Origin of the sequence: Oceanicaulis alexandrii DSM 11625 (genome assembly GCF_000420265.1) — a bacterium.
GTDB classification, from domain to species: domain Bacteria; phylum Pseudomonadota; class Alphaproteobacteria; order Caulobacterales; family Maricaulaceae; genus Oceanicaulis; species Oceanicaulis alexandrii.
The window spans coordinates 66994-84651 of sequence record NZ_ATUP01000002.1 but is presented as its reverse complement, the minus strand read 5'-3'; the positions used below and the strand labels follow the sequence as shown (position 1 = coordinate 84651).

The following is a 17658-nucleotide window of genomic DNA, read 5'->3' as shown; positions in this document are numbered from 1 at the left end:
GTTATGGTAAACCAACCTGTGCGCGTAATACGCGTATTCCCCTGACAGGTATAAGGAAATTATGCATGAGACTCGTTGCGGTGATTGATGACGACCCGGTCGAGATGACAATTCTGTCAGGCCTTGCCGAGCATGTTCCCGGCTCGTTTCAATTTGACCATTACAATTCAGTGAATGCTTTCTGCGAAGACCCGAAAGCGTCCGAGTATGATCTCGTCTTTCTCGATCGCCGCGTGCCGCCCCATAGCGATTATGGAGAAAGCCTGCCGGTGCTGGACGAATGCGGATTTGACGGCACCGTCGTGATGCTGACCGCTCGCCGCCTGGGACCAGGCAAGCCCAAAAGCCGACTGCGGCTTCTCGGACCTTACGAGAAGCTCGACATCCAGGACCCTGAGGTCATGGAATACCTGCTCAATGGTCGGCCGGCGCCGGGGCTTTAGGCTTTGGCGCTGACCGGCTCTGGCCCGGTCCAGCTATCGCGGACTTCACGATAGAGCGGATCCGGCTGGATATTCAGACGCTGACGCGCCTCTTCCAGCGGCAGGGGCAGCAGTTCGGTCAGATCCGTGACAACCATGTCCGTGCTCTCGCGCGCCATCTTGCGCGCATTCGCCATCATGCGGCCCACAGGCCATTGCCAGATCTCCGAGCGGATGCGCAGGCCCGCGAACATGCCCAGCAAGCGCGAACCCCGCGTACCGCTCTGATTACCATTATACGTCAGCAGCAAGGCCTCTCCCAGCGGATCGCGACCATACCCGGTGAGCACGTGGTGCAGGTCATGGGCCAGATGGAAGGTATAGGTCATGGCCGCAAACTCGGGATACTCGCGTTCGAGCTGCGCATACAGCTCGGGCGCGTTCTCCACAGCGGCCACATGCACGCCCAGAGGGTCGAGATTTTCGGTATCCAGATAGTGCAGATACGCCGCAGCGAAGGTGCCGCGACCGTAAGATTTCAAGGTCTCGCGATCGAGCAGCTTGTTCGCAAAGCGCGTGCGGTCCTCGATCTGGTTGCGCCCGAACTCGGAATTGACGAACCGGCCTAGAATGCCGCCCATGCTCTGCCCGTTCACAGCGCGGAAGAACTCGAACACATAGCGCGTGTCGTCGCGATCGCCGACCAGCCCCCAGAACGCATTCCAGGCGCGAATCGGGTTGAACGGTTCCCACGGATAGGGTGGGCAGGCTGCGTGCTGCTCGGTCATGACTGTCCTCCCGGCGGTCTTGCTCATGCCGCTCTGTATGGGAGTATCCACAATTGAATGGAAACGCCAAGTTAAAAGTGAACAGCGTTTACCGCCAGAGTGCGCCACTCACCCCTCAGGTCGAAACCCGGTCGCGATCAGGAAAGTCTCCGCACTCTCCGACCGGCTGGCGGGCGGTTTGTAATGGCGTACTTTTTCAAATCGAGCCTTCAAAAGGTCCAGCAATTCGCCTGTGGCGCCGCCCTGAAAGACCTTTGCGACGAATCCGCCACCCGGCTTGAGCACGTCCAGCGCGAAATACGCCGCCGCCTCCACCAGCGCCACAATACGCAAGTGGTCGGTGGATTTATGCCCGGTCGTCCATGGCGCCAGGTCCGAGATCACCAGATCGGCTGGCCCGCCCAAGGCTTCCTTGAGGGTGTCTTCGGCGCCTTCTTCGGTGAAATCGAGCTCCAGCTGGATCGCGCCGGCGATGGGCTCGACCTCCAGAAGGTCGATGCCGGCCACATGCGCGGCCCCGCGCTTGAGCGCAACCTGGGTCCAGCCGCCGGGCGCCGAGCCAAGATCGGCCACCCGCATGCCCGGCTTGATCAGGCCGAACTTGTCATCGAGCTCGATCAGCTTGTAGGCCGCGCGCGAGCGATAGCCATCCTGTTTGGCGCGCGCCACATAGGGATCGTTCAGCTGGCGTTCGAGCCAGAGCTTGGACGAGTATTTGCGGCCTCGTGCGGTTTTCACTCGCGTGCGGAATTGCTTGGCCGAACGGGCGTCCCCGCCCGCCGTGACGGGGCCGGACCGGCGGCGACGGCGTTCGGGTTCACCCGTCCCTTCGCCGTTATCGTCATCCTTGCTCATGGCCGTCTCTCTTTTCTGCCTCGGACGCCTGGCCCTGGGCTTCATGGGTGTCAGCGCGCTTGCCGGCTCCGCGCCGTCCGCGCCGACGTTTGGGGCGCATCAGGTTGAGCAACATGCCCTCACGCAAGCCGCGATCGCCGACCCGGACCTTCTCGGTGGGCCAGGCTTCCATCACAGCTTCGTATATGGCGCAGCCCGCCAGCACCAGATCTGCGCGATCATGGCCGATACAGCCTTCACGCGCCCGCCCGTTGCGATCCTGGCTGGCCAGACGCTGGCAGGCGGCGTGCGCGTCTACAGACGTCATCCACATGCCGTCCACCTTGTCACGCATATAGCGGGTCAGGTTGAGATGCACCCCGGCGACCGAAGTCACCGTCCCCGATGTGCCGACCATATGGGCGCGGCCCGCCTCAAAGATCGGCCGCAAACGGCGCGCGCCCTTGGGCGCCTTGAGATGTTTGACGGCATGCGCCTTCATCTCGGCATACCAGGCCGCTCTCGCCTCATCGCCGCTCTTCTTGGGCTCCGGAAAGCGCTCGGACAGGGTGACGACGCCCAGCGGCATGGAGGACCATCCGCGCAAGGGCGGCCGTCCGCCGCTGTCATAGCCGCCGCGATTGCGCCATTCCTCGAGATCCACCCAGCACAGCTCGGTCGAGCCGCCGCCGATGTCGACCACGACAGCGGCGTCCATGGCTTCATCCAGCAGGTCCAGACTGCCCTGCACCGCCAGGCGCGCCTCTTCTTCCGGGCCGATGATCTCCATCTCCAGGCCGGTCTGCGCCTTGACCCGTTCGACGAAACTTTTCCCATTATGGGCGCGGCGGCAGGCTTCTGTGGCGATGGCGCGCAGCTTGGTGACATTGCGGCGCTTGATCCGGTCCGCGCAGACCGCCAACGCCTCCACCGCGCGCTCCATGGCGGCCTCAGAGAGTTCGCCGGACGCAGTAATGCCCTCGCCCAGACGGACGATGCGCGAATAGGCGTCGACCACGCGGAAACCCTCCCGCGTGCGCCGCGCCAGAAGCATGCGGCAATTGTTCGTGCCCAGATCGATAGCCCCGTAGATCGGGTCCTGGCGGGCGGATTTCCGGCCTCGATTCGGGCGCTGGCGCGCAGGCTCGGGGCCGGCGGCGTCCTTCGCCATGGTGTTCGTCCTCATCGCGCCCGCAAAGACTGGCGGCGCGCCGTTTCTTCGGCGCAAGCCGGCAACCGGCCGCGGGCGATACTTCAGTTTGACGTTAAGGATAGCTCGCCTTTCACGCTTGTGAAAGCACCGAACCCGGCTGTTGCAGCGTCAGGCACTGGAATTGCATATGATGACAGCTACATATGTCGGTCCGAATCCAGGAGTGTCCGCCTTGCGTGAGGCCAAGTTCACAATCGGCGACGTCGTGCGCCATCGCCTCTTCCCGTTCCGGGGGGTGATTTTTGACGTGGATCCGGTGTTCGCGAACACCGAGGACTGGTGGCTGTCCATTCCCGAATCCATGCGGCCGGACAAGGACCAGCCCTTCTATCATCTGCTCGCCGAGAACGAGGACGGCCATTACGAGGCCTATGTCTCTGAAGGCAATCTGCTGCCTGACGCCGAGAACGGCGCCGTGGGCCATCCTGATACGGTGGACATCTTCGAAGGTTTTGACGGCCAGCGCTATGCGCTGAAGTCCGGCGGCTTCGTCCAGAACTAGCGCGCACAAAAACACCCGGATCATTGATCCGGGCGTTTTGAAATCGTCAGCGAAACTGACGCGTGCTTTAGCCTTCGTAGCGCACGACGTTTTGCTCGATGGCGCCGAAGATGGACTTGCCGTCCTTGTCCAGCATTTCGATGCGCACCGTGTCGCCCGGCGTCATGAACGGGGTTTTGGGCGCGCCGTCATAGATCGTCTCGATCATGCGGATTTCGGCGATGCAGGAATAGCCCTTGCCGCCTTCCGCCACCGGCTTGCCAGGGCCGTCATCAAGCTTGTTGGAGATGGTGCCCGAGCCGATGATCGAGCCCGCGGACAAAGGACGAGTCTTGGCGGCGTGCGCGACCAGCTGAGCAAAGTCGAACGTCATGTCGACGGCGCATTCAGGCTCGCCGAATTTCGATCCGTTCAGCCAGGACTGCAGCGGCAGATGCAGCTTGCGGCCATCCCACGCATCGCCCAGCTCGTCCGGCGTCACGGCCACAGGCGAGAACGCGCTCGGTGGTTTGGACTGGAAAAAGCCAAAGCCCTTGGCCAGCTCGCCGGGGATCAGGCCGCGGAACGACACGTCATTGACCAGCATGACCAGACGGATTTCCTTGGCCGCGTCATCCACGCTGAGACCTGACGGGCCGTCGCCGGTGATCACGGCGACTTCCGCTTCGAAATCGCAGCCCCAGCTGTCATCGCCCAGCGGAATGTCCTGACGGGGGGCGAGGAACTTGTCGGACCCGCCCTGATACATCAGCGGATCGGTCCAGAAGCTGTCCGGCAGCTCCGCGCCGCGCGCCTTGCGCACCAGCTCCACGTGATTGACATAGGCCGAACCGTCTGCCCACTGGAACGCCCGCGGCAGGGGCGACAGGGCCTCACGCTCATGGAAGCGCTCGCGCGGAATGGATTCGCGCTCCAGCTCGTCAGACAGGCTGCGCAGCGCCGGCTCAGTCGTCTCCCAGTCATCGAGCGCCGCCTGCAAGGTGGGCGCGATATGGCTGGCGTCTGCGCACCAGGCGAGATCGCGGGAGACCACCACCAGGCGACCGTCGCGTTTTCCATTGTTCAGCGTGGCGAGTTTCATGGGGGAAAGCCTTCTTGTTATTTGATCTGTCTCTTCCCCGGCGCAGGCCGGGGCCCAGGGCCATCAGGCCCCGGGCGCTTGCATCACTGGGTCCCGGCCGGAGTTTATCCTCAACTTGATTGGGGGCCGGCAAAAGAAAGCGAAACCTATTTCGCTTTCGGCTTCCAGCTGTTCACATAATCGAGGTTCTCGACGCGTGATGCGCCCTCGCCCACATCGAGCGGGTCGCGGGTGTCGATCATCACGGCGTATTCGTCAGTCGCGGGCTTTTTTTGTTCCAGCATGTTGGCCAGCGCCTTGGGGTGCGGGCCATGGGTGAAGCCCGCCGGGTGGAAGGTCATCATGCCCGCATCGATATTGTCGCGGCTGAAGAAGTCACCGGCATGGTAGAACAGCACTTCATCATAATCGTCATTATTATGGAAGAACGGCACTTTCAGCGCGCCCGGATCGGTCTCGAACGGACGCGGGGCGAAGGTGCAGATCACGAAACGATCCGACAGGAAGGTGGTGTGGGCGCTCGGCGGCAGATGGTAGCGATGGCTCATCAGCGGCCGGATATGGCGCACATTCAGGCGCACCGGGTGCAACTCGCCATGCCAGCCCACCGCGTCGAGCGGATTATAGGGATAGGTGATGGTGGAGACCTGGCCGCGCTTCTTGATCAGCACCTTCCACTCATGATCCTCGTCCGCCTGCTGCGCCTTGAAGGCGTCATCCATGGCGGGCACGTCGAACATGGCCGGATCGAACACGGCGTGCGGGCCCACAAGCCCCTTGTCCGGCAAGGTGTAGTGGGTGTTGGTGGCCTCAACCATCAGCACCAGGGTCGGCTCTGACGGGGACAGGCGCCACAGCGTGCCGCGCGGCAGGACGATGTAATCGCCCGCCTCGTATTCCAGATGGCCAAAGTCGCAGAACAGCGAGCCCGCGCCACGGTGGATGAACAAGAGCTGGTCGCCATCGGCGTTGCGCGCCAGCGTGGTCATCGGCTCGGACAGCGACCAGAAGCGGATGTCCGTGGCGTTGTTATAGAGGACAGAAGCTGAGTCCCACGGCGTATTCTGCGGCTTGCCCAGCTTGTTCAGATCAAAGGCGCGCGGCTGCAGCGGACCTTCAAAATCCACCCAGCCCGTGGGCGGACGCTTGTGATGCAGGAAGGCGGCGGGGCCGAAAAACCCCTCCTTGCTCATCTCCCGCTCATAGGTGCCCTCGGGCATGTCGGCATGGGCCTGGCGCGAGGCGTTGCCCTCAACGCGCGATGCGTAAATCCACTTGCGAGCCATGAGGCGCTCCCTGACTGGCGAAACCGTATCCTTGACAAGTTAGTTACATTTGCAACTAATTGAAAGCCGGGCGGCGGACCTGAATCCATGCAAACAGTGCAAAAGCGATCTGACCAATCAGTCCAAGCGCGCCTGCAGGCGTCAGCCAATGCAGCAGTTGATCTGAAACCGTACGGTCAAAGGCCAAAGCCCCAAAGCTCAGCTCTGCCAGCATCAGGCAGGTGAAGGCGACGCCGCTCATAAGCAGCGCCGCCGCCTGACTATCAGGAACGTGCAGCCGACGGGTAAGCCACCCAGCGATCAACCAACACGCCATCAACATGACGGGCAGCTCGACCAGCACTGCGCGGAGCTCGCCCAATAGTGGCGCGACCAGAAGAACCCGCACGCTTCCCAAGCCAAAGCCGAAAGCGAAAACGACCGCGAAATAAGCAAGACCGGCAAGAACGGCCCGGCCCATATCGCTTACTCCTCATCCCCATAAATCGACACCACAGGTTCATCGCCCGGCGTCCAGCTGGCGCGATACATCCCCGCCGTATTGAAACTCCAGATCGGCTCGCCATGGCTCAGCATGACGATGCCGCCATCGCCGCCCATATTGGTGAGCGCATCCTGGATCACGGCGTCAGCGGCCTGCTGGCCGCCCTCCTCGCCGAGCATCTCCAGCTGCGTGCAGATGCGCGCGGCGACATTGAGCCGGATGAAATATTCGCCGGTTCCGGTTGCTGAAATCCCGCAATCGGGCGTGGCGTAGGTGCCGGCGCCGATGATCGGGCTGTCGCCCACCCGTCCCCAGCGCTTGGCGGTGGTGCCGCCCGTTGACGTTCCGGCCACGACCTCACCAGACACATCACGAGCGACCACGCCCACAGTGCCGAAGGCATGTTCGCGCTCCATCAGGTCCAAAGCGCCCTCGCGGATGGGCTCAGCCTCTGGCGCGCCTTCAGGGCGCGGCGGCACGGGCAGGCCCATACGGCGCACCGCACGGACCATCGAGGCCCAGCGCCGCTCGGTGAAGAAATAGGAATTATCAACCAACTCAAGGCCCTGATCGGCGGCGAACGCTTCCGCGCCCGGGCTCTGAAGCATCACATGGGGGCTGTTTTCCAGCACGGCCCGGGCCAGGCTGATCGGGTGGCGCACAGTGGTCACGCCCGACACAGCACCCGCCTGCATGTCCGATCCGCGCATGATCGACGCGTCAAGCTCGTTGCGTCCGTCGGATGTGAACACCGCGCCGACGCCGGAATTGAATTTGGGATCATCCTCGAGCGTATGAATGACGGCCTCGACCACATCCATCGCCGAGGCGCCGTCCGCCAGCATCTCGCCGCCGAGCCGGATCGCAGCGTCCAGGGCGTCGCGGTAGGCGGCTTCTGTTTCCGCGTCCATGTCGCCGCGCTCAATCACCCCCGCGCCGCCATGCAGGACGATCGACCAGTCTTGCTCTTGCGATTGAGCGATCGCCGCTCCATTCGCCAGAACCATCGCACACACGCTGAACACCAAACGCCGCATTTCACTCTCCCCGAACACGTCTTTCAGTGAGAGGACCAGCTTGCGCGCGCCTTGGCAAGGACACAGTCACGCCTGGCGCCCCGGGGCCAGAAAAACGAAAGGCGAGGTCCCCCGACCTCGCCTTTCTGCGCACGTCTGAACTGCTGCAGTCTAGCTCAGTCGCGGCTGGCTCAACATGCCCACGCGCCCAAGCGCGTACTGGGCTTTTTCGCCAAACATGCCCGTCCGGGACACCAGACGATTGAGCCTGTCAGCGGTATCCTTGCACAAAGCGCGGGCGTGATCAGCTGACCATTCACCGACCTCGGCGGACCCCACAGCCTCTTCAACCAGGTTGAGCGGGTGCATGCGCTCTTCAGCGTCATAGAGCGTCGCCGTCAGTGATGTCGGCGCGGAAAAGCCCATCAGATAGGCCGGAGCGCCCATGGCGCCCTCGAGAATGCCGGACAGGTCGGGGTGCGCATAGGCGGATACGCCAGCGCGACGCAGCAGAATCTCGCCCGGACGCGGCTCGCAACCCGGCGCAGGCTGGTGCAGACCGTTATCGGCCATGATCGGTCCGCCCGGATGAAGCTGAACATGGACAATAGACCAGTTCGCCGCACGGGCTTCAGACAGGATAGAGGCGCTGACCTGGGCAATGCGTTCACCCTCGGGATCCGTCCAGGGACGGCCCTTGGCGACGAATTCCATTTGCAGGTCCAGGCATACCAGTACAGGAACTCCCAGGCTCATTTTGCTGTCTCCGTCTGCTTTTTGGCCGGCGCGGATTTGGCTCCGCGTCCAGGCTCCCTCCCCTGTAACGGTGAAGCGCCACGCGTCACCGACTTGTCCAAGGGGCCGGGTTTGTCCCAATCCCCTTCGGGCCGATCCAGGATCAGTGGATCGGTATCAATGTGAAGCGCTTTGGGGTGGGGGTCCGGACGCCCCTCCATTTCCGCATACGCCCTATCTGAAAATACGAAGACCCCACGGTGCTCGCGGTGGATAAAGCCATAGCGCTTCCAGTACGGGATCAGATGCTCTTGCACGTGACCGACGAATTTGCGGTAGCCTTTCCGACGGATCAGATCGATTGCGTCCTGCATCATCTGACGTGCGACACGACCCGACCGATGCCCGTTGCGTACGCAGACCCGCTCGATCTTGGCGAAGTCGGCGAACCAGCGCACCCGCAGGCAAGCCAGGGGTTCTCCCCCCGCTTCGGCCAGCAGATGCGTCGCGCCAGCAAGGTCATTGCCGTCAAACTCTTCATCATACGGGCAGTCCTGCTCGGACATGTAGACGAGCGCACGAACGACGGCGATCCGCTGCATATCGTCCATGGTCCGCGCCACGCGCACGATCACAGGCGGTTCAAATTCCTCAACGCGTGTTCCGTCCATAGCCCCCTCCAAACCCTAGGTTTTGCTGGCGTCCGCAGCCTGGGGCACCCACCCCAGCCAGGCTGCGCCCGCCGATGGCGCATCAAGCGCGGCGGTCATCATGCGGCCCTCCCGGCTCATCGGCCGGGCGAACAGGGCGACATGCGGAAACGCCTTGCGGCGTGCTTCAGTGACGGCCCGCACCACGGCGCGCTTGTCCGCTTCGCTGACCCCCGCCAGGCACCACACGTAAATCGCCGACGCGCGCTCATCGGGCGCGGTCAGCTGATCAAGCTCGGGTTGATCGGGCGACAGACGCCCGTACATCAGCGCTTCAAAGCCGCGCGCGTTGAGAAACAAAAGGGCGATGAAGCCGCTGGCCTCGCCCGTTTCATTGCGCCGGATGAAAAAGCAACGTTGCGTGCGCGTCTGGCAGGCCAGCACAATGTCCTCGGACGCCAGGGCGCCGCCCAGCGCTGTCACTGCAACTGTGGAGGCGTCTGCAACGTCGAGAGGCTCTTCAGAAGATGTAAAGCCATGACGCGCAAAGATACGGATCAGTTCAGCGGTCGCTGGCGCATCTGGCCCTGCAAGCCGGTGTTGCTTATCCTGATCGCGCATGTAGCCCCTCATCCAATGAGACGGATGGTACCGGTTCCGATCCCCCATCCGCTTCAGCGAAGTCGACATGCCCCCTATTCATCCGCAAAGCGGACCCGTTCATGAGCACTAAGCCGCAATTGTTTGACTGGGACGATCTGCGTATTTTTCATGCGCTGGTGTCCTCTGGATCCATGAGCAGCGCCGCGCGCAAGCTCGGCATCGGACAGCCAACCGTGAGTCGGCGTCTGGAGCAGCTTGAAACCCGCATCGGCGCGCGTCTGGTCACGCGCGGCGCGGACGGGGTTGAGCTGACCGATATCGGCGAGCGGATCTGGGCGCAGGTCCAGATCATGCAGAATACCGCCGGCGACATTGAACGCATCGCCCACCAGGCCGACCGCGCTGACGCCGGCACCGTGCATCTGGCGGCGCCCGAAGGCGTGGCCGGTTACTGGATCGCGCGCCAACTGCCGAGTTTTGTGGAAGCCAACCCGCTGATCAATCTGGAGATCAACACCCGCGTGGATGGCGAGCTGGCGCTCGATCAGAGCGATATCAGCCTGCAGATGACGGAATCCAAACGGATGAGCCATGTGGCGACCGAGCTGGCGACGCTGCATTACGTGCCCTTCGCGGCGCGCGCCTATCTCGACACCTATGGCGCGCCGAAAAGCGTCGCGGACGTGCTCAATCACCGCATTGCGGATCTGGTGAGCTATCGCGAGCAGCAAACCCATTGGCCCAAGGAAGCCAGCGCCATCAAGCAGATGATGAACCCGTCCCTGACGACGGATAACTCACTGGCGCTGGTTGAAGCGGTGCGCGCAGGCACGGCCATTTCAATGATCCCCACCTACGCCGCCAAGGTTCAGCCCGACCTCGTGCATGTGGATCTCGGGCTGGAAGTGCCGATCACGCTCTGGATGGTCTACCATCCCGACCAACGCCGGGTGACCCGCGTGCGCAAGGTTCTGGACTGGCTGCGTGAGATTTTTGACGGCTCGCTTTATCCCTGGTTCCGCAAGGATTACCTGCCGCCGAGCACTTTCTCGGATGTGGATGTGGTGCATGTGCGCGGCGAACGCCCAAGGCCCCGCGCGCTGGATTAGGCGCGTGGTCCGGTATGAGCGATGACGAGGCGGAGCACCGCCCAGATCGCACTCGTGATGACGCAGGCATACAGCAGCAGCACAAAATCAGGCTGGTAGAGCGCCAGGCCGCCCAACGTCGTCCCGAACAGTCGCGGCAAAAGACCCAGCAGAACGACAGCCAGCACGCCGGACATCACCAGCGGGAACCATAAGCTGAATATCCCCGCGATCCCGGACTTGGCCCGCAGACCGTCCCGCAAGACCCAGGCCGAGACGCTGGCCGCGAGATAGACCAGCGGCATCAGCAGCACGAGCAGGTAGAGCGATCTGGGACCCCAGCCGGCGCCGGCCTCATAGTGTTCGCCCAACGCCAGATTGGTGACGCCGTATAAAAGCGGCTGCACCTCGCCATAGCCCATCCCGCCCGAGGCGTTGATCAGCACGACAACGCCACGCTGCTGCGCCGGCTCAAGCAAGGCAATCGCCTCAAACCCAGGCGTCAGCCCGGTGTGAAGCGCGTAGCCGCCCTCGGGATCGAGCGCCCAGCCCAGACCATAATAGGGCGAGCCTTCACCCGCCGGACGCACCATTTCAGCCTTGCTGGCCGCTGAGACCAGATCGTCCTTACCGTTAAGCATCAGGCTCAGATAGCGCGCCATGTCAGCAGCGCTTGAAACGATGCCGCCGGACGGCGCATGGCCCCAGTCCCCCCAATGGGCGTCGTGAGGACGGCGTCCGAACATCCAGGGCTGATGACCGGTCGCCAGGCCTTCAACCGGCTCTCCGTTGAGCACATGACTGTCATGCATGCCCGCAGGCCTCAGAATGTTGCTTTCAACATAATCGGGATAAGTCTGGCCGCTCACCGCTTCGATGACGGCGCCAAGGATTTGATAGTTCGCGTTGGAATAGGCCCAGCCCGTTCCGGGCGTCCGAGCAGGGCCGTCCTGCGCCAGCTGGACGCCGCGCTCAGACAGCGTCAGCCCCGAGGCCGCAGCATTGCCCTGAACCGTCGAATATCCGCTGGTGTGACAGAGCAGCTGGCGCAGCGTGATCGGCGTCTGCGTTTCAAACGCTGGCAGATGGCTCGCCACCTCATCGTCAAGGGTCAGCTGGCCAGCCTCAGCCAATTGCACGATGGCGAGCGCGGTGAAGCTCTTTGTAACAGATCCGATGCGGAACAGGGTGTGCGGCGTGACCGGCGCGTTCTCGCCCGAACGCATAACGCCCGAAGCGTCAGAGACGAGGCTTTCCCCGTCCACAAAGGCGTAAGCCAGGCCCGGTGCGCCCGAGCTGGCCATGTGACGCGCAATGAAGGCGTCCAGATCGTCTGAAGTCTGCGCAAAGGCGCTCGTCGCCAGCGCCAGCAACACAAGAACCGCTATCAGAATATGCCGCATGAAGCCCCCTGTCCGCAGCCATCGTGCACCGGGCGTCTGAAATGACCAAGCCGCTTTGTCCGCTCATGAAAAAGCTCCCGGGCGAAGTCTCGCCCGGGAGCTCTGGATAGCTTCAACGCTTGATCAGGTTACGGCGTCAGGACGACCTTGCCCTTCACGCGGCGCTCCAGAAGATCCTCGAACGCCTTGGCGTAATCTTCGAGTTTGTAGCTCGCGGAGACTTGCGGCTTGATCTTGCCGGCCTCATAGAAATCAAAGATTTCCTTGAGGTTTTGCGCATTGGCGCGCGGGTTCTGACCCGCCCAGGCGCCCCAGAACACGCCCTGGATGTTGCGGCTGTTGAGAAGGGCGAGATTGAGCGGGATTTTCGGGATCGGGCCGGACGCGAAGCCGATCACCAGATAGCGCCCGTTCCAGCCGGTCGCCCGCAGCGCCGGCTCGGCGAAATCGCCGCCGACCGGGTCATAGACCACGTCCACGCCCTTGCCGCCGCTCAATTCCTTGGCGCGCGCCTTGAGGTCTTCAGTGGTGTAATTGATCGTCTCGTCGGCGCCGTTGTCGCGGCAGAACTGCAGCTTCTCTTCAGAACTCGCAGCCGCGATCACCTTGGCGCCCATGGCCTTGGCGAGCTGAACCGTGGCGATGCCGACGCCGCCGGCAGCGCCCAGCACCAGCACGGTTTCGCCCTCTTTCAGCTGCGCCCGGTCTTTCAACGCATGATAGCTGGTGCCGTAGATCGTGGTCAGGGCCGCGCCTTCTTCAAAGCTCATGCTGTCAGGCATTGGCACGACCTGGCTGAAATGCACCGGCACCTTTTCCGCGAACGCGCCCAGCATGGTCGCCGCAATCACCCGGTCGCCGTCCTTGACGCCCTGAACCTTGCCGCCCAGCGCGGAGATGACGCCCGCCGCCTCCATGCCCGGCACGAAAGGGGTCGGCGGCTTCATCTGGTAATTGCCCTCGACCAGCAAGATGTCGGGGAAGTTCACGCCCGCCGCCTTGACGTCGAGCATCACCATGCCCTCGCCCAGGGGCGGCTCGGGGGCCTCCTCCACGGTGAGGTTCTTGTAAGGTGCGAAATCCTTGCAGATCAATGCGCGCATGAACGGCTCCTCCCTGACTCGTCTGTCTGTTTGAGGGCACGATAGAGCAGCAAACGCGTGGCGCAAGCAACTCCTTAACCGCTAAAGCGCCTGCGTTTCAGTCCCCAGATGCACAGCAGCCTCCCTGAAACTTCAGAGAGGCTGCGCTTGCGCAAGGTGGCGACTTTAGAAGCTGTAGCGCACGCCCAGCTCGAGGATATGGCTGGTGTTTTCCACGTCGAGAGACGCCGGGATAAGAGCAGAATCCGTTTCTGCGTCCTCAAATGCGCGGTAACGGTACCCCGCATAAAAGGCCGTGCTCTCACTGATGGCGTAGGAGCCGCCGGCCATCGCCTGAACAAAGCCCGACATTTCCGTGTCGTCGACAATGCCCACGCCGGACGGCGCGTACTCCACCTTCACCTCGGCCAGGCCCAGTCCAGCGCCTGCATACAAAGCGAAGGGCGTGCCCTCGATCGGAAGATCATAATAGCCGTTCAGCGCCAGGCCCGTAGAGGTTAGCTCGCCCTGACCGTCAGCCACCAGATCCGCCACCGTCACACCCAGCGGCGCCGAACCCGTGATCAAGACAGCTGCGTCAGCTGCGCCCAGCGCGCCGCCGCCGGCCTGAACGTCAACATGCGTATCGACATCAGCGCTTTGATAGGAAAGCTCGGCCTCCACACGGAACATGTCGTTCAGGCGGTAGCCATAAGCGGCGGACACGAACAGGCCGGTATCAAACTCAGTGGTCCATCCGACATCAGTTCCAGACGGCAGGACCGTGCCCGGAGGGACGGCGACCCCGTCGCCAGTAGCGAAGTCACGACTGAACGCGCCGGAGTTGTCGCTGTCAGTCTGCATGTTCGCACCCACCGAGCCCGACACATAAGACTGAGCGACGGCAGGCGATGACAAAGCTGCCAGCGCGGCGAAAGACAGAAGCAGTGATTTGGTCATGGGTCACATCCTGTTTTGCTATAGCGGGTGCGACACCGCCAGACGGCGTTTGTATCGCATATACTATATACGATAGATCTTGGGATTGGATCACATCTCGGTCTAAGGTTTCAGCAACCTGACTCGCGTCTCCTGGGCGCCTGCTCCTTGAGTGAGATGTGCTTATGCCTGCCGCCGTGAAAGACCGCCGTCATGAATTGCTAAGCCTCCTCGCTCCCACAGCGATTGCCGAGCGTTCCGCTCCGGTCAGCCTGCGTCAGTTTGCGATCAAGGCCGGCGTGTCGGAACCGACCCTGCGCCATTTCTTTGCTGACCGCCGGGGAGTCGTCATCGCGCTTATCGGCTATTTCGCCGAAGGCGCCCGACAGTTTCTGGAAGAGAGCGCGAAACCCGCCGGCACTCTGCAGGAGGCCGTCTCAGGGTATGGCGCACTGGCGCTCGCTGGCGCACAGAGCGATCTCTTTGCGCAGGCGCACGCCTTCGCCCTTGTGGAATCCATTCATGATCCGGAGGTGGCGAAAGCCTATCTTGAAAAGATCATCGAACCTTCCCTTCAGGCGCTGGAGCTCCGCCTTGGCCCCAGCGTGGACCCCGATAACGCCAATCCGGATCGCGTACGCCACGCAGCCCTCGCATTATACGCGCCAGCCCTGATTTCAATTCTGCATCAACGTCTGCTCAAAGGAGACGAGGTCCGACCGCTCGACATGTCGGCATTTGTCTCCGATCTCACCACACTGTTTACTGATGGCATGAAACCAAAGGCAGCTCCATGAGCCCCAAAGACATCCAGGCGCCGCAAGCCTTCGCTCCGTCCGTGCAGCTCAATCTCAACATTCGGGGTCTGGGCCTGTCCGCGACGCTGGCGATCAATGAGCGCTCCGCCGCCTTGATGAAGCAGGGCCGCAAGGTCTCAAAGCTGGGTCTGGGCCAATCCCCCTTCCCCGTGCCGGACATCATGCAGAAGGCGCTGCGCGACAACGCCTTCCAGAAGGATTATCTGCCGGTTCAGGGGCTCTACAGCCTGCGCGAAAGCATTTGCCGCTATCTGGAGCGCACCCAGGGGCTCGATTTCGACCCTGAAGACATTCTGATCGGCCCGGGCTCCAAAGAGCTGATGTTCTTGCTGCAGCTCGTCTATTATGGAGATCTTCTGATCCCCACCCCGTCCTGGGTCAGCTATGCGCCCCAGGCCCAGATCATCGGACGCCCGATCCGCTGGCTGCCGACGGCGCCTGACACGGGTCTCGGCGTCACGCCGGAGGTGCTGCACCGGGCGTGCGAGGCCGATCCTGATCGACCGCGGCTTCTGATCCTGAACTCGCCGGGCAACCCCACCGGCACGGCCTATACCCCCGATCAGATGCTGGGCATCGCGGAGGCCGCGCGCGAGCATCGCCTGCTGCTCTTGTCAGACGAGATCTATGGCGGCGTGCAGTTTGACGGCAAACACCATTCGGCGGCGCGCTATTATCGCGGCGGCACGATCATTTCCGACGGCATTTCCAAATGGGCGGGCGCGGGCGGCTGGCGTTTGGGATTTTTCGCCTTTCCCAAATCCCTCAGCTGGCTCAAGGACGCCATGGCCACGGCGGCTAGCGAGACCTACACCTCGGTGTCCGCCCCCATTCAGCACGCGGCGAAGCTCGCCTTCGAAGGCGGACCGGAGATGGAGCTCTATCTCACCCGGTCACGGCAGGTGCTGGAGGCCTTGGCGAATTTCGTCACCGACCAGCTCACTGACGCCGGCGCGCAGGTCAATCCGATCCGCGGCGGCTTTTACGCCTTCCCCAATTTTGATCCGCTGCGCGGCGCCCTGAACGCGCGCGGAATCACGACCAGCTCCCAGTTGTGCGAAGCGCTGCTGGAAGACACCGGCGTCGCCACCCTGCCCGGGTCGGCGTTCGGACGCCCCGAGAGCGAGCTGTCGCTGCGGCTGGCCTTTGTGGATTTTGACGGCGAGCTGGCGTTGCGCGCCCTGTCAGAGGGCGAAACGCTCGACGAAGCCTTCCTGAACCGGCATTGTTCGCGGGTGATCGAGGGGATCAAGGCCATGGCGCACTGGGCGCGCGGCTGACCCTCACGCGCGGGACCGTCATGGACATTGACTGGAATGCGGTAATGGCCGCCGAAGGATTCTCCACCTGGATCCGCATCATGATCTGGGTGTGGGTCGCGTGCGTGATCTGGCTGTTCGTCGTGCTATTGCGAGGCGGGTTTACGGACATGACCGAAGTCATCACCTCGCGCTACGCCACGGCGGGCGAACGCTCGCGCATGATGATGCGCCTGCCGACCCGGTTTTTGCTGCTGGTGGTCGCAGCCCTGTTCGGCGGCGCCAGCTTCGCCATCCCGCTCTTTATCCAGGGCGCGGTAGTGCTGTTCTTCTGGCGGCAGGCCACAGGCGGATAGACGAACCCCGCCTCCGATTGGAGACGGGGCTCACTTTACCGAGCTTTTTCGCGACTTACGCCGCGCCGGCGTTTCGCTTGGGCAGCACCCAGTCGGGGCGCGGGAAATGGCAGGTATAGCCATTGGGATAGCGCTCGAGATAATCCTGGTGGAAGTCTTCCGCTTCCCAGAATTCACCGGCAGGAACCACTTGCGTCACCACCTGTCCGGGCCACAGGCCTGACGCGTTCACGTCCGCGATGGTGTCTTCAGCCACGTCTTTTTGCGTCTCGCTCAGATAGAAAATCGCAGACCGGTACTGGTCGCCGATATCATTGCCCTGACGGTCCACAGTCGTGGGGTCATGGATCTGGAAGAACAGCTCCAGCATCTCGCGATAGCTGGTCACGCTCGGATCAAACACGATCTCGATGGATTCTGCGTGGCCGGTCTGACCGGTCTTCACGGTGTCATAGGTGGGATTGTCGGTCTTGCCGCCGCTATACCCCACGCGCGTGGAGATCACGCCGGGACGACGCCGGATCAGATCCTGCATACCCCAGAAGCAGCCGCCCGCCAGAAGGGCGCGTTCAGTGGTCTCAACCATTACAAGGCCTCCTTGCGGCCAGCTTTTACGAAATCGGTATAGTCGCCATAGCCTTCCGCCTCCATCTCTTCGAGCGGAATAAAGCGCAGCGCCGCGGAGTTGATGCAGTACCGCAAGCCTCCCGCCTCTTCCGGGCCGTCGGGAAAGACATGGCCGAGATGGCTGTCGGCATGAGTGGAGCGCACCTCGGTGCGCACCATGCCATGACTGTCGTCGCGCAACTCATCCAGCGCTTGCGGCGTGATGGGCCGGGTGAAGCTGGGCCAGCCGCATCCCGATTCATACTTGTCCGCTGAGGCGAACAGCGGTTCTCCCGACACGATGTCGACGAAGATTCCGTCACGTTTTTCATTCAGCAATTCGCCGCTGAAGGGGCGCTCGGTGCCGCTCTCCTGAGTCACATGGCGCTGCTCAGGCGTCAGGCGCGCCAGCGCGTCCGGCGTGCGGGCCCATTTGGGGTCAGACGTCATCACGATCTCCTCAGCCACTCAGACGATATTGGGGCGCAATTGA

Annotated in this window: 21 protein-coding genes; 6 read left to right on the top strand and 15 right to left on the bottom strand. The window is 62.7% G+C overall.

Features of this window, described 5'->3' with window-relative positions:
- The first annotated feature begins 65 nt into the window (after positions 1–65).
- Complete coding sequence (locus tag G405_RS0113025; RefSeq protein ID WP_022701961.1) at positions 66–443, top strand: response regulator; 378 nt, start codon at positions 66–68, stop codon at positions 441–443.
- On the opposite strand, the gene G405_RS16690 is transcribed toward G405_RS0113025, so the two are convergent.
- The 3 genes from G405_RS16690 to G405_RS0113010 all read right to left on the bottom strand — a co-directional run bounded on the left by G405_RS16690 (position 440) and on the right by G405_RS0113010 (position 3215).
- Positions 440–1210, bottom strand: a complete 771-nt coding sequence (locus tag G405_RS16690) for a Coq4 family protein (protein ID WP_022701960.1) — start codon at positions 1208–1210, stop codon at positions 440–442. The two genes, G405_RS0113025 and G405_RS16690, sit on opposite strands and share 4 nt — an antisense overlap.
- Positions 1211–1318: 108 nt before the next feature.
- Entirely contained in the window at positions 1319–2065 is a 747-nt protein-coding gene (locus G405_RS0113015) for an RlmE family RNA methyltransferase (protein WP_022701959.1), read from the bottom strand.
- On the bottom strand, positions 2052–3215 hold the full coding sequence (locus tag G405_RS0113010; protein WP_022701958.1) for a Ppx/GppA phosphatase family protein: 1164 nt from the start codon (positions 3213–3215) through the stop codon (positions 2052–2054). The genes G405_RS0113015 and G405_RS0113010 overlap by 14 nt, the downstream gene beginning before the upstream one ends.
- A gap of 169 nt (positions 3216–3384) precedes the next feature.
- On the opposite strand from G405_RS0113010, the gene hspQ reads away from it, so the two are divergent.
- Entirely contained in the window at positions 3385–3759 is a 375-nt protein-coding gene (gene hspQ / locus G405_RS0113005; RefSeq protein WP_051143392.1) for a heat shock protein HspQ, read from the top strand.
- A 67-nt stretch (positions 3760–3826) separates the two neighbouring features.
- Here hspQ and G405_RS0113000 read toward each other — a convergent pair whose 3' ends face one another.
- From G405_RS0113000 to G405_RS0112970, 7 genes are all read right to left on the bottom strand, one after another.
- A complete protein-coding gene (locus tag G405_RS0113000) occupies positions 3827–4840 on the bottom strand; it encodes a fumarylacetoacetate hydrolase family protein (protein WP_022701956.1) in 1014 nt (337 codons plus the stop codon).
- 146 nt (positions 4841–4986) lie between these two features.
- The gene (locus G405_RS0112995) at positions 4987–6126 is read right to left on the bottom strand and encodes a homogentisate 1,2-dioxygenase (protein WP_022701955.1); all 1140 of its coding nucleotides are present in this window, start codon (positions 6124–6126) and stop codon (positions 4987–4989) included.
- A gap of 55 nt (positions 6127–6181) precedes the next feature.
- Positions 6182–6586 (bottom strand): hypothetical protein, encoded by a 405-nt coding sequence (locus G405_RS16685; RefSeq protein WP_022701954.1) that lies wholly within the window; start codon positions 6584–6586, stop codon positions 6182–6184.
- Between the two features lie 5 nt (positions 6587–6591).
- On the bottom strand, positions 6592–7647 hold the full coding sequence (locus G405_RS0112985) for an isoaspartyl peptidase/L-asparaginase family protein (RefSeq protein WP_022701953.1): 1056 nt from the start codon (positions 7645–7647) through the stop codon (positions 6592–6594).
- Positions 7648–7797: 150 nt separating this feature from the next.
- Entirely contained in the window at positions 7798–8382 is a 585-nt protein-coding gene (locus tag G405_RS0112980) for a cysteine hydrolase family protein (RefSeq protein ID WP_084683509.1), read from the bottom strand.
- Positions 8379–9032, bottom strand: coding sequence for a GNAT family N-acetyltransferase (locus G405_RS0112975; protein ID WP_022701951.1), 654 nt, complete (start codon positions 9030–9032; stop codon positions 8379–8381). The genes G405_RS0112980 and G405_RS0112975 overlap by 4 nt, the downstream gene beginning before the upstream one ends.
- 15 nt (positions 9033–9047) lie before the next feature.
- On the bottom strand, positions 9048–9632 hold the full coding sequence (locus tag G405_RS0112970; protein WP_022701950.1) for a hypothetical protein: 585 nt from the start codon (positions 9630–9632) through the stop codon (positions 9048–9050).
- 101 nt (positions 9633–9733) lie between these two features.
- Between G405_RS0112970 and G405_RS0112965 the strand changes: the two genes are divergently transcribed.
- Complete coding sequence (locus G405_RS0112965) at positions 9734–10723, top strand: LysR family transcriptional regulator (protein ID WP_028284803.1); 990 nt, start codon at positions 9734–9736, stop codon at positions 10721–10723.
- Here G405_RS0112965 and G405_RS0112960 read toward each other — a convergent pair.
- The 3 genes from G405_RS0112960 to G405_RS0112950 form a co-directional block, all read right to left on the bottom strand.
- A complete protein-coding gene (locus tag G405_RS0112960; protein WP_022701948.1) occupies positions 10720–12105 on the bottom strand; it encodes a serine hydrolase domain-containing protein in 1386 nt (461 codons plus the stop codon). The two genes, G405_RS0112965 and G405_RS0112960, sit on opposite strands and share 4 nt — an antisense overlap.
- A gap of 128 nt (positions 12106–12233) precedes the next feature.
- Positions 12234–13208 (bottom strand): NADPH:quinone oxidoreductase family protein, encoded by a 975-nt coding sequence (locus tag G405_RS0112955; protein WP_022701947.1) that lies wholly within the window; start codon positions 13206–13208, stop codon positions 12234–12236.
- A gap of 165 nt (positions 13209–13373) precedes the next feature.
- The gene (locus tag G405_RS0112950; protein ID WP_022701946.1) at positions 13374–14147 is read right to left on the bottom strand and encodes an outer membrane protein; all 774 of its coding nucleotides are present in this window, start codon (positions 14145–14147) and stop codon (positions 13374–13376) included.
- 164 nt (positions 14148–14311) lie between these two features.
- Between G405_RS0112950 and G405_RS0112945 the strand changes: the two genes are divergently transcribed.
- The 3 genes from G405_RS0112945 to G405_RS0112935 are packed head-to-tail and all read left to right on the top strand — an operon-like array spanning position 14312 to position 16559.
- Positions 14312–14923, top strand: coding sequence for a TetR/AcrR family transcriptional regulator (locus G405_RS0112945; RefSeq protein ID WP_022701945.1), 612 nt, complete (start codon positions 14312–14314; stop codon positions 14921–14923).
- A complete protein-coding gene (locus tag G405_RS0112940; RefSeq protein ID WP_022701944.1) occupies positions 14920–16224 on the top strand; it encodes a pyridoxal phosphate-dependent aminotransferase in 1305 nt (434 codons plus the stop codon). The genes G405_RS0112945 and G405_RS0112940 overlap by 4 nt, the downstream gene beginning before the upstream one ends.
- A gap of 44 nt (positions 16225–16268) precedes the next feature.
- Positions 16269–16559, top strand: a complete 291-nt coding sequence (locus G405_RS0112935; RefSeq protein WP_156861543.1) for a hypothetical protein — start codon at positions 16269–16271, stop codon at positions 16557–16559.
- Between the two features lie 55 nt (positions 16560–16614).
- Here G405_RS0112935 and msrA read toward each other — a convergent pair whose 3' ends face one another.
- On the bottom strand, positions 16615–17145 hold the full coding sequence (gene msrA / locus G405_RS0112930) for a peptide-methionine (S)-S-oxide reductase MsrA (protein ID WP_022701942.1): 531 nt from the start codon (positions 17143–17145) through the stop codon (positions 16615–16617).
- Positions 17145–17615, bottom strand: coding sequence for a peptide-methionine (R)-S-oxide reductase MsrB (gene msrB / locus G405_RS0112925; protein WP_022701941.1), 471 nt, complete (start codon positions 17613–17615; stop codon positions 17145–17147). Before msrB ends, msrA begins: the two co-directional genes overlap by 1 nt.
- Positions 17616–17658: the final 43 nt, after the last annotated feature.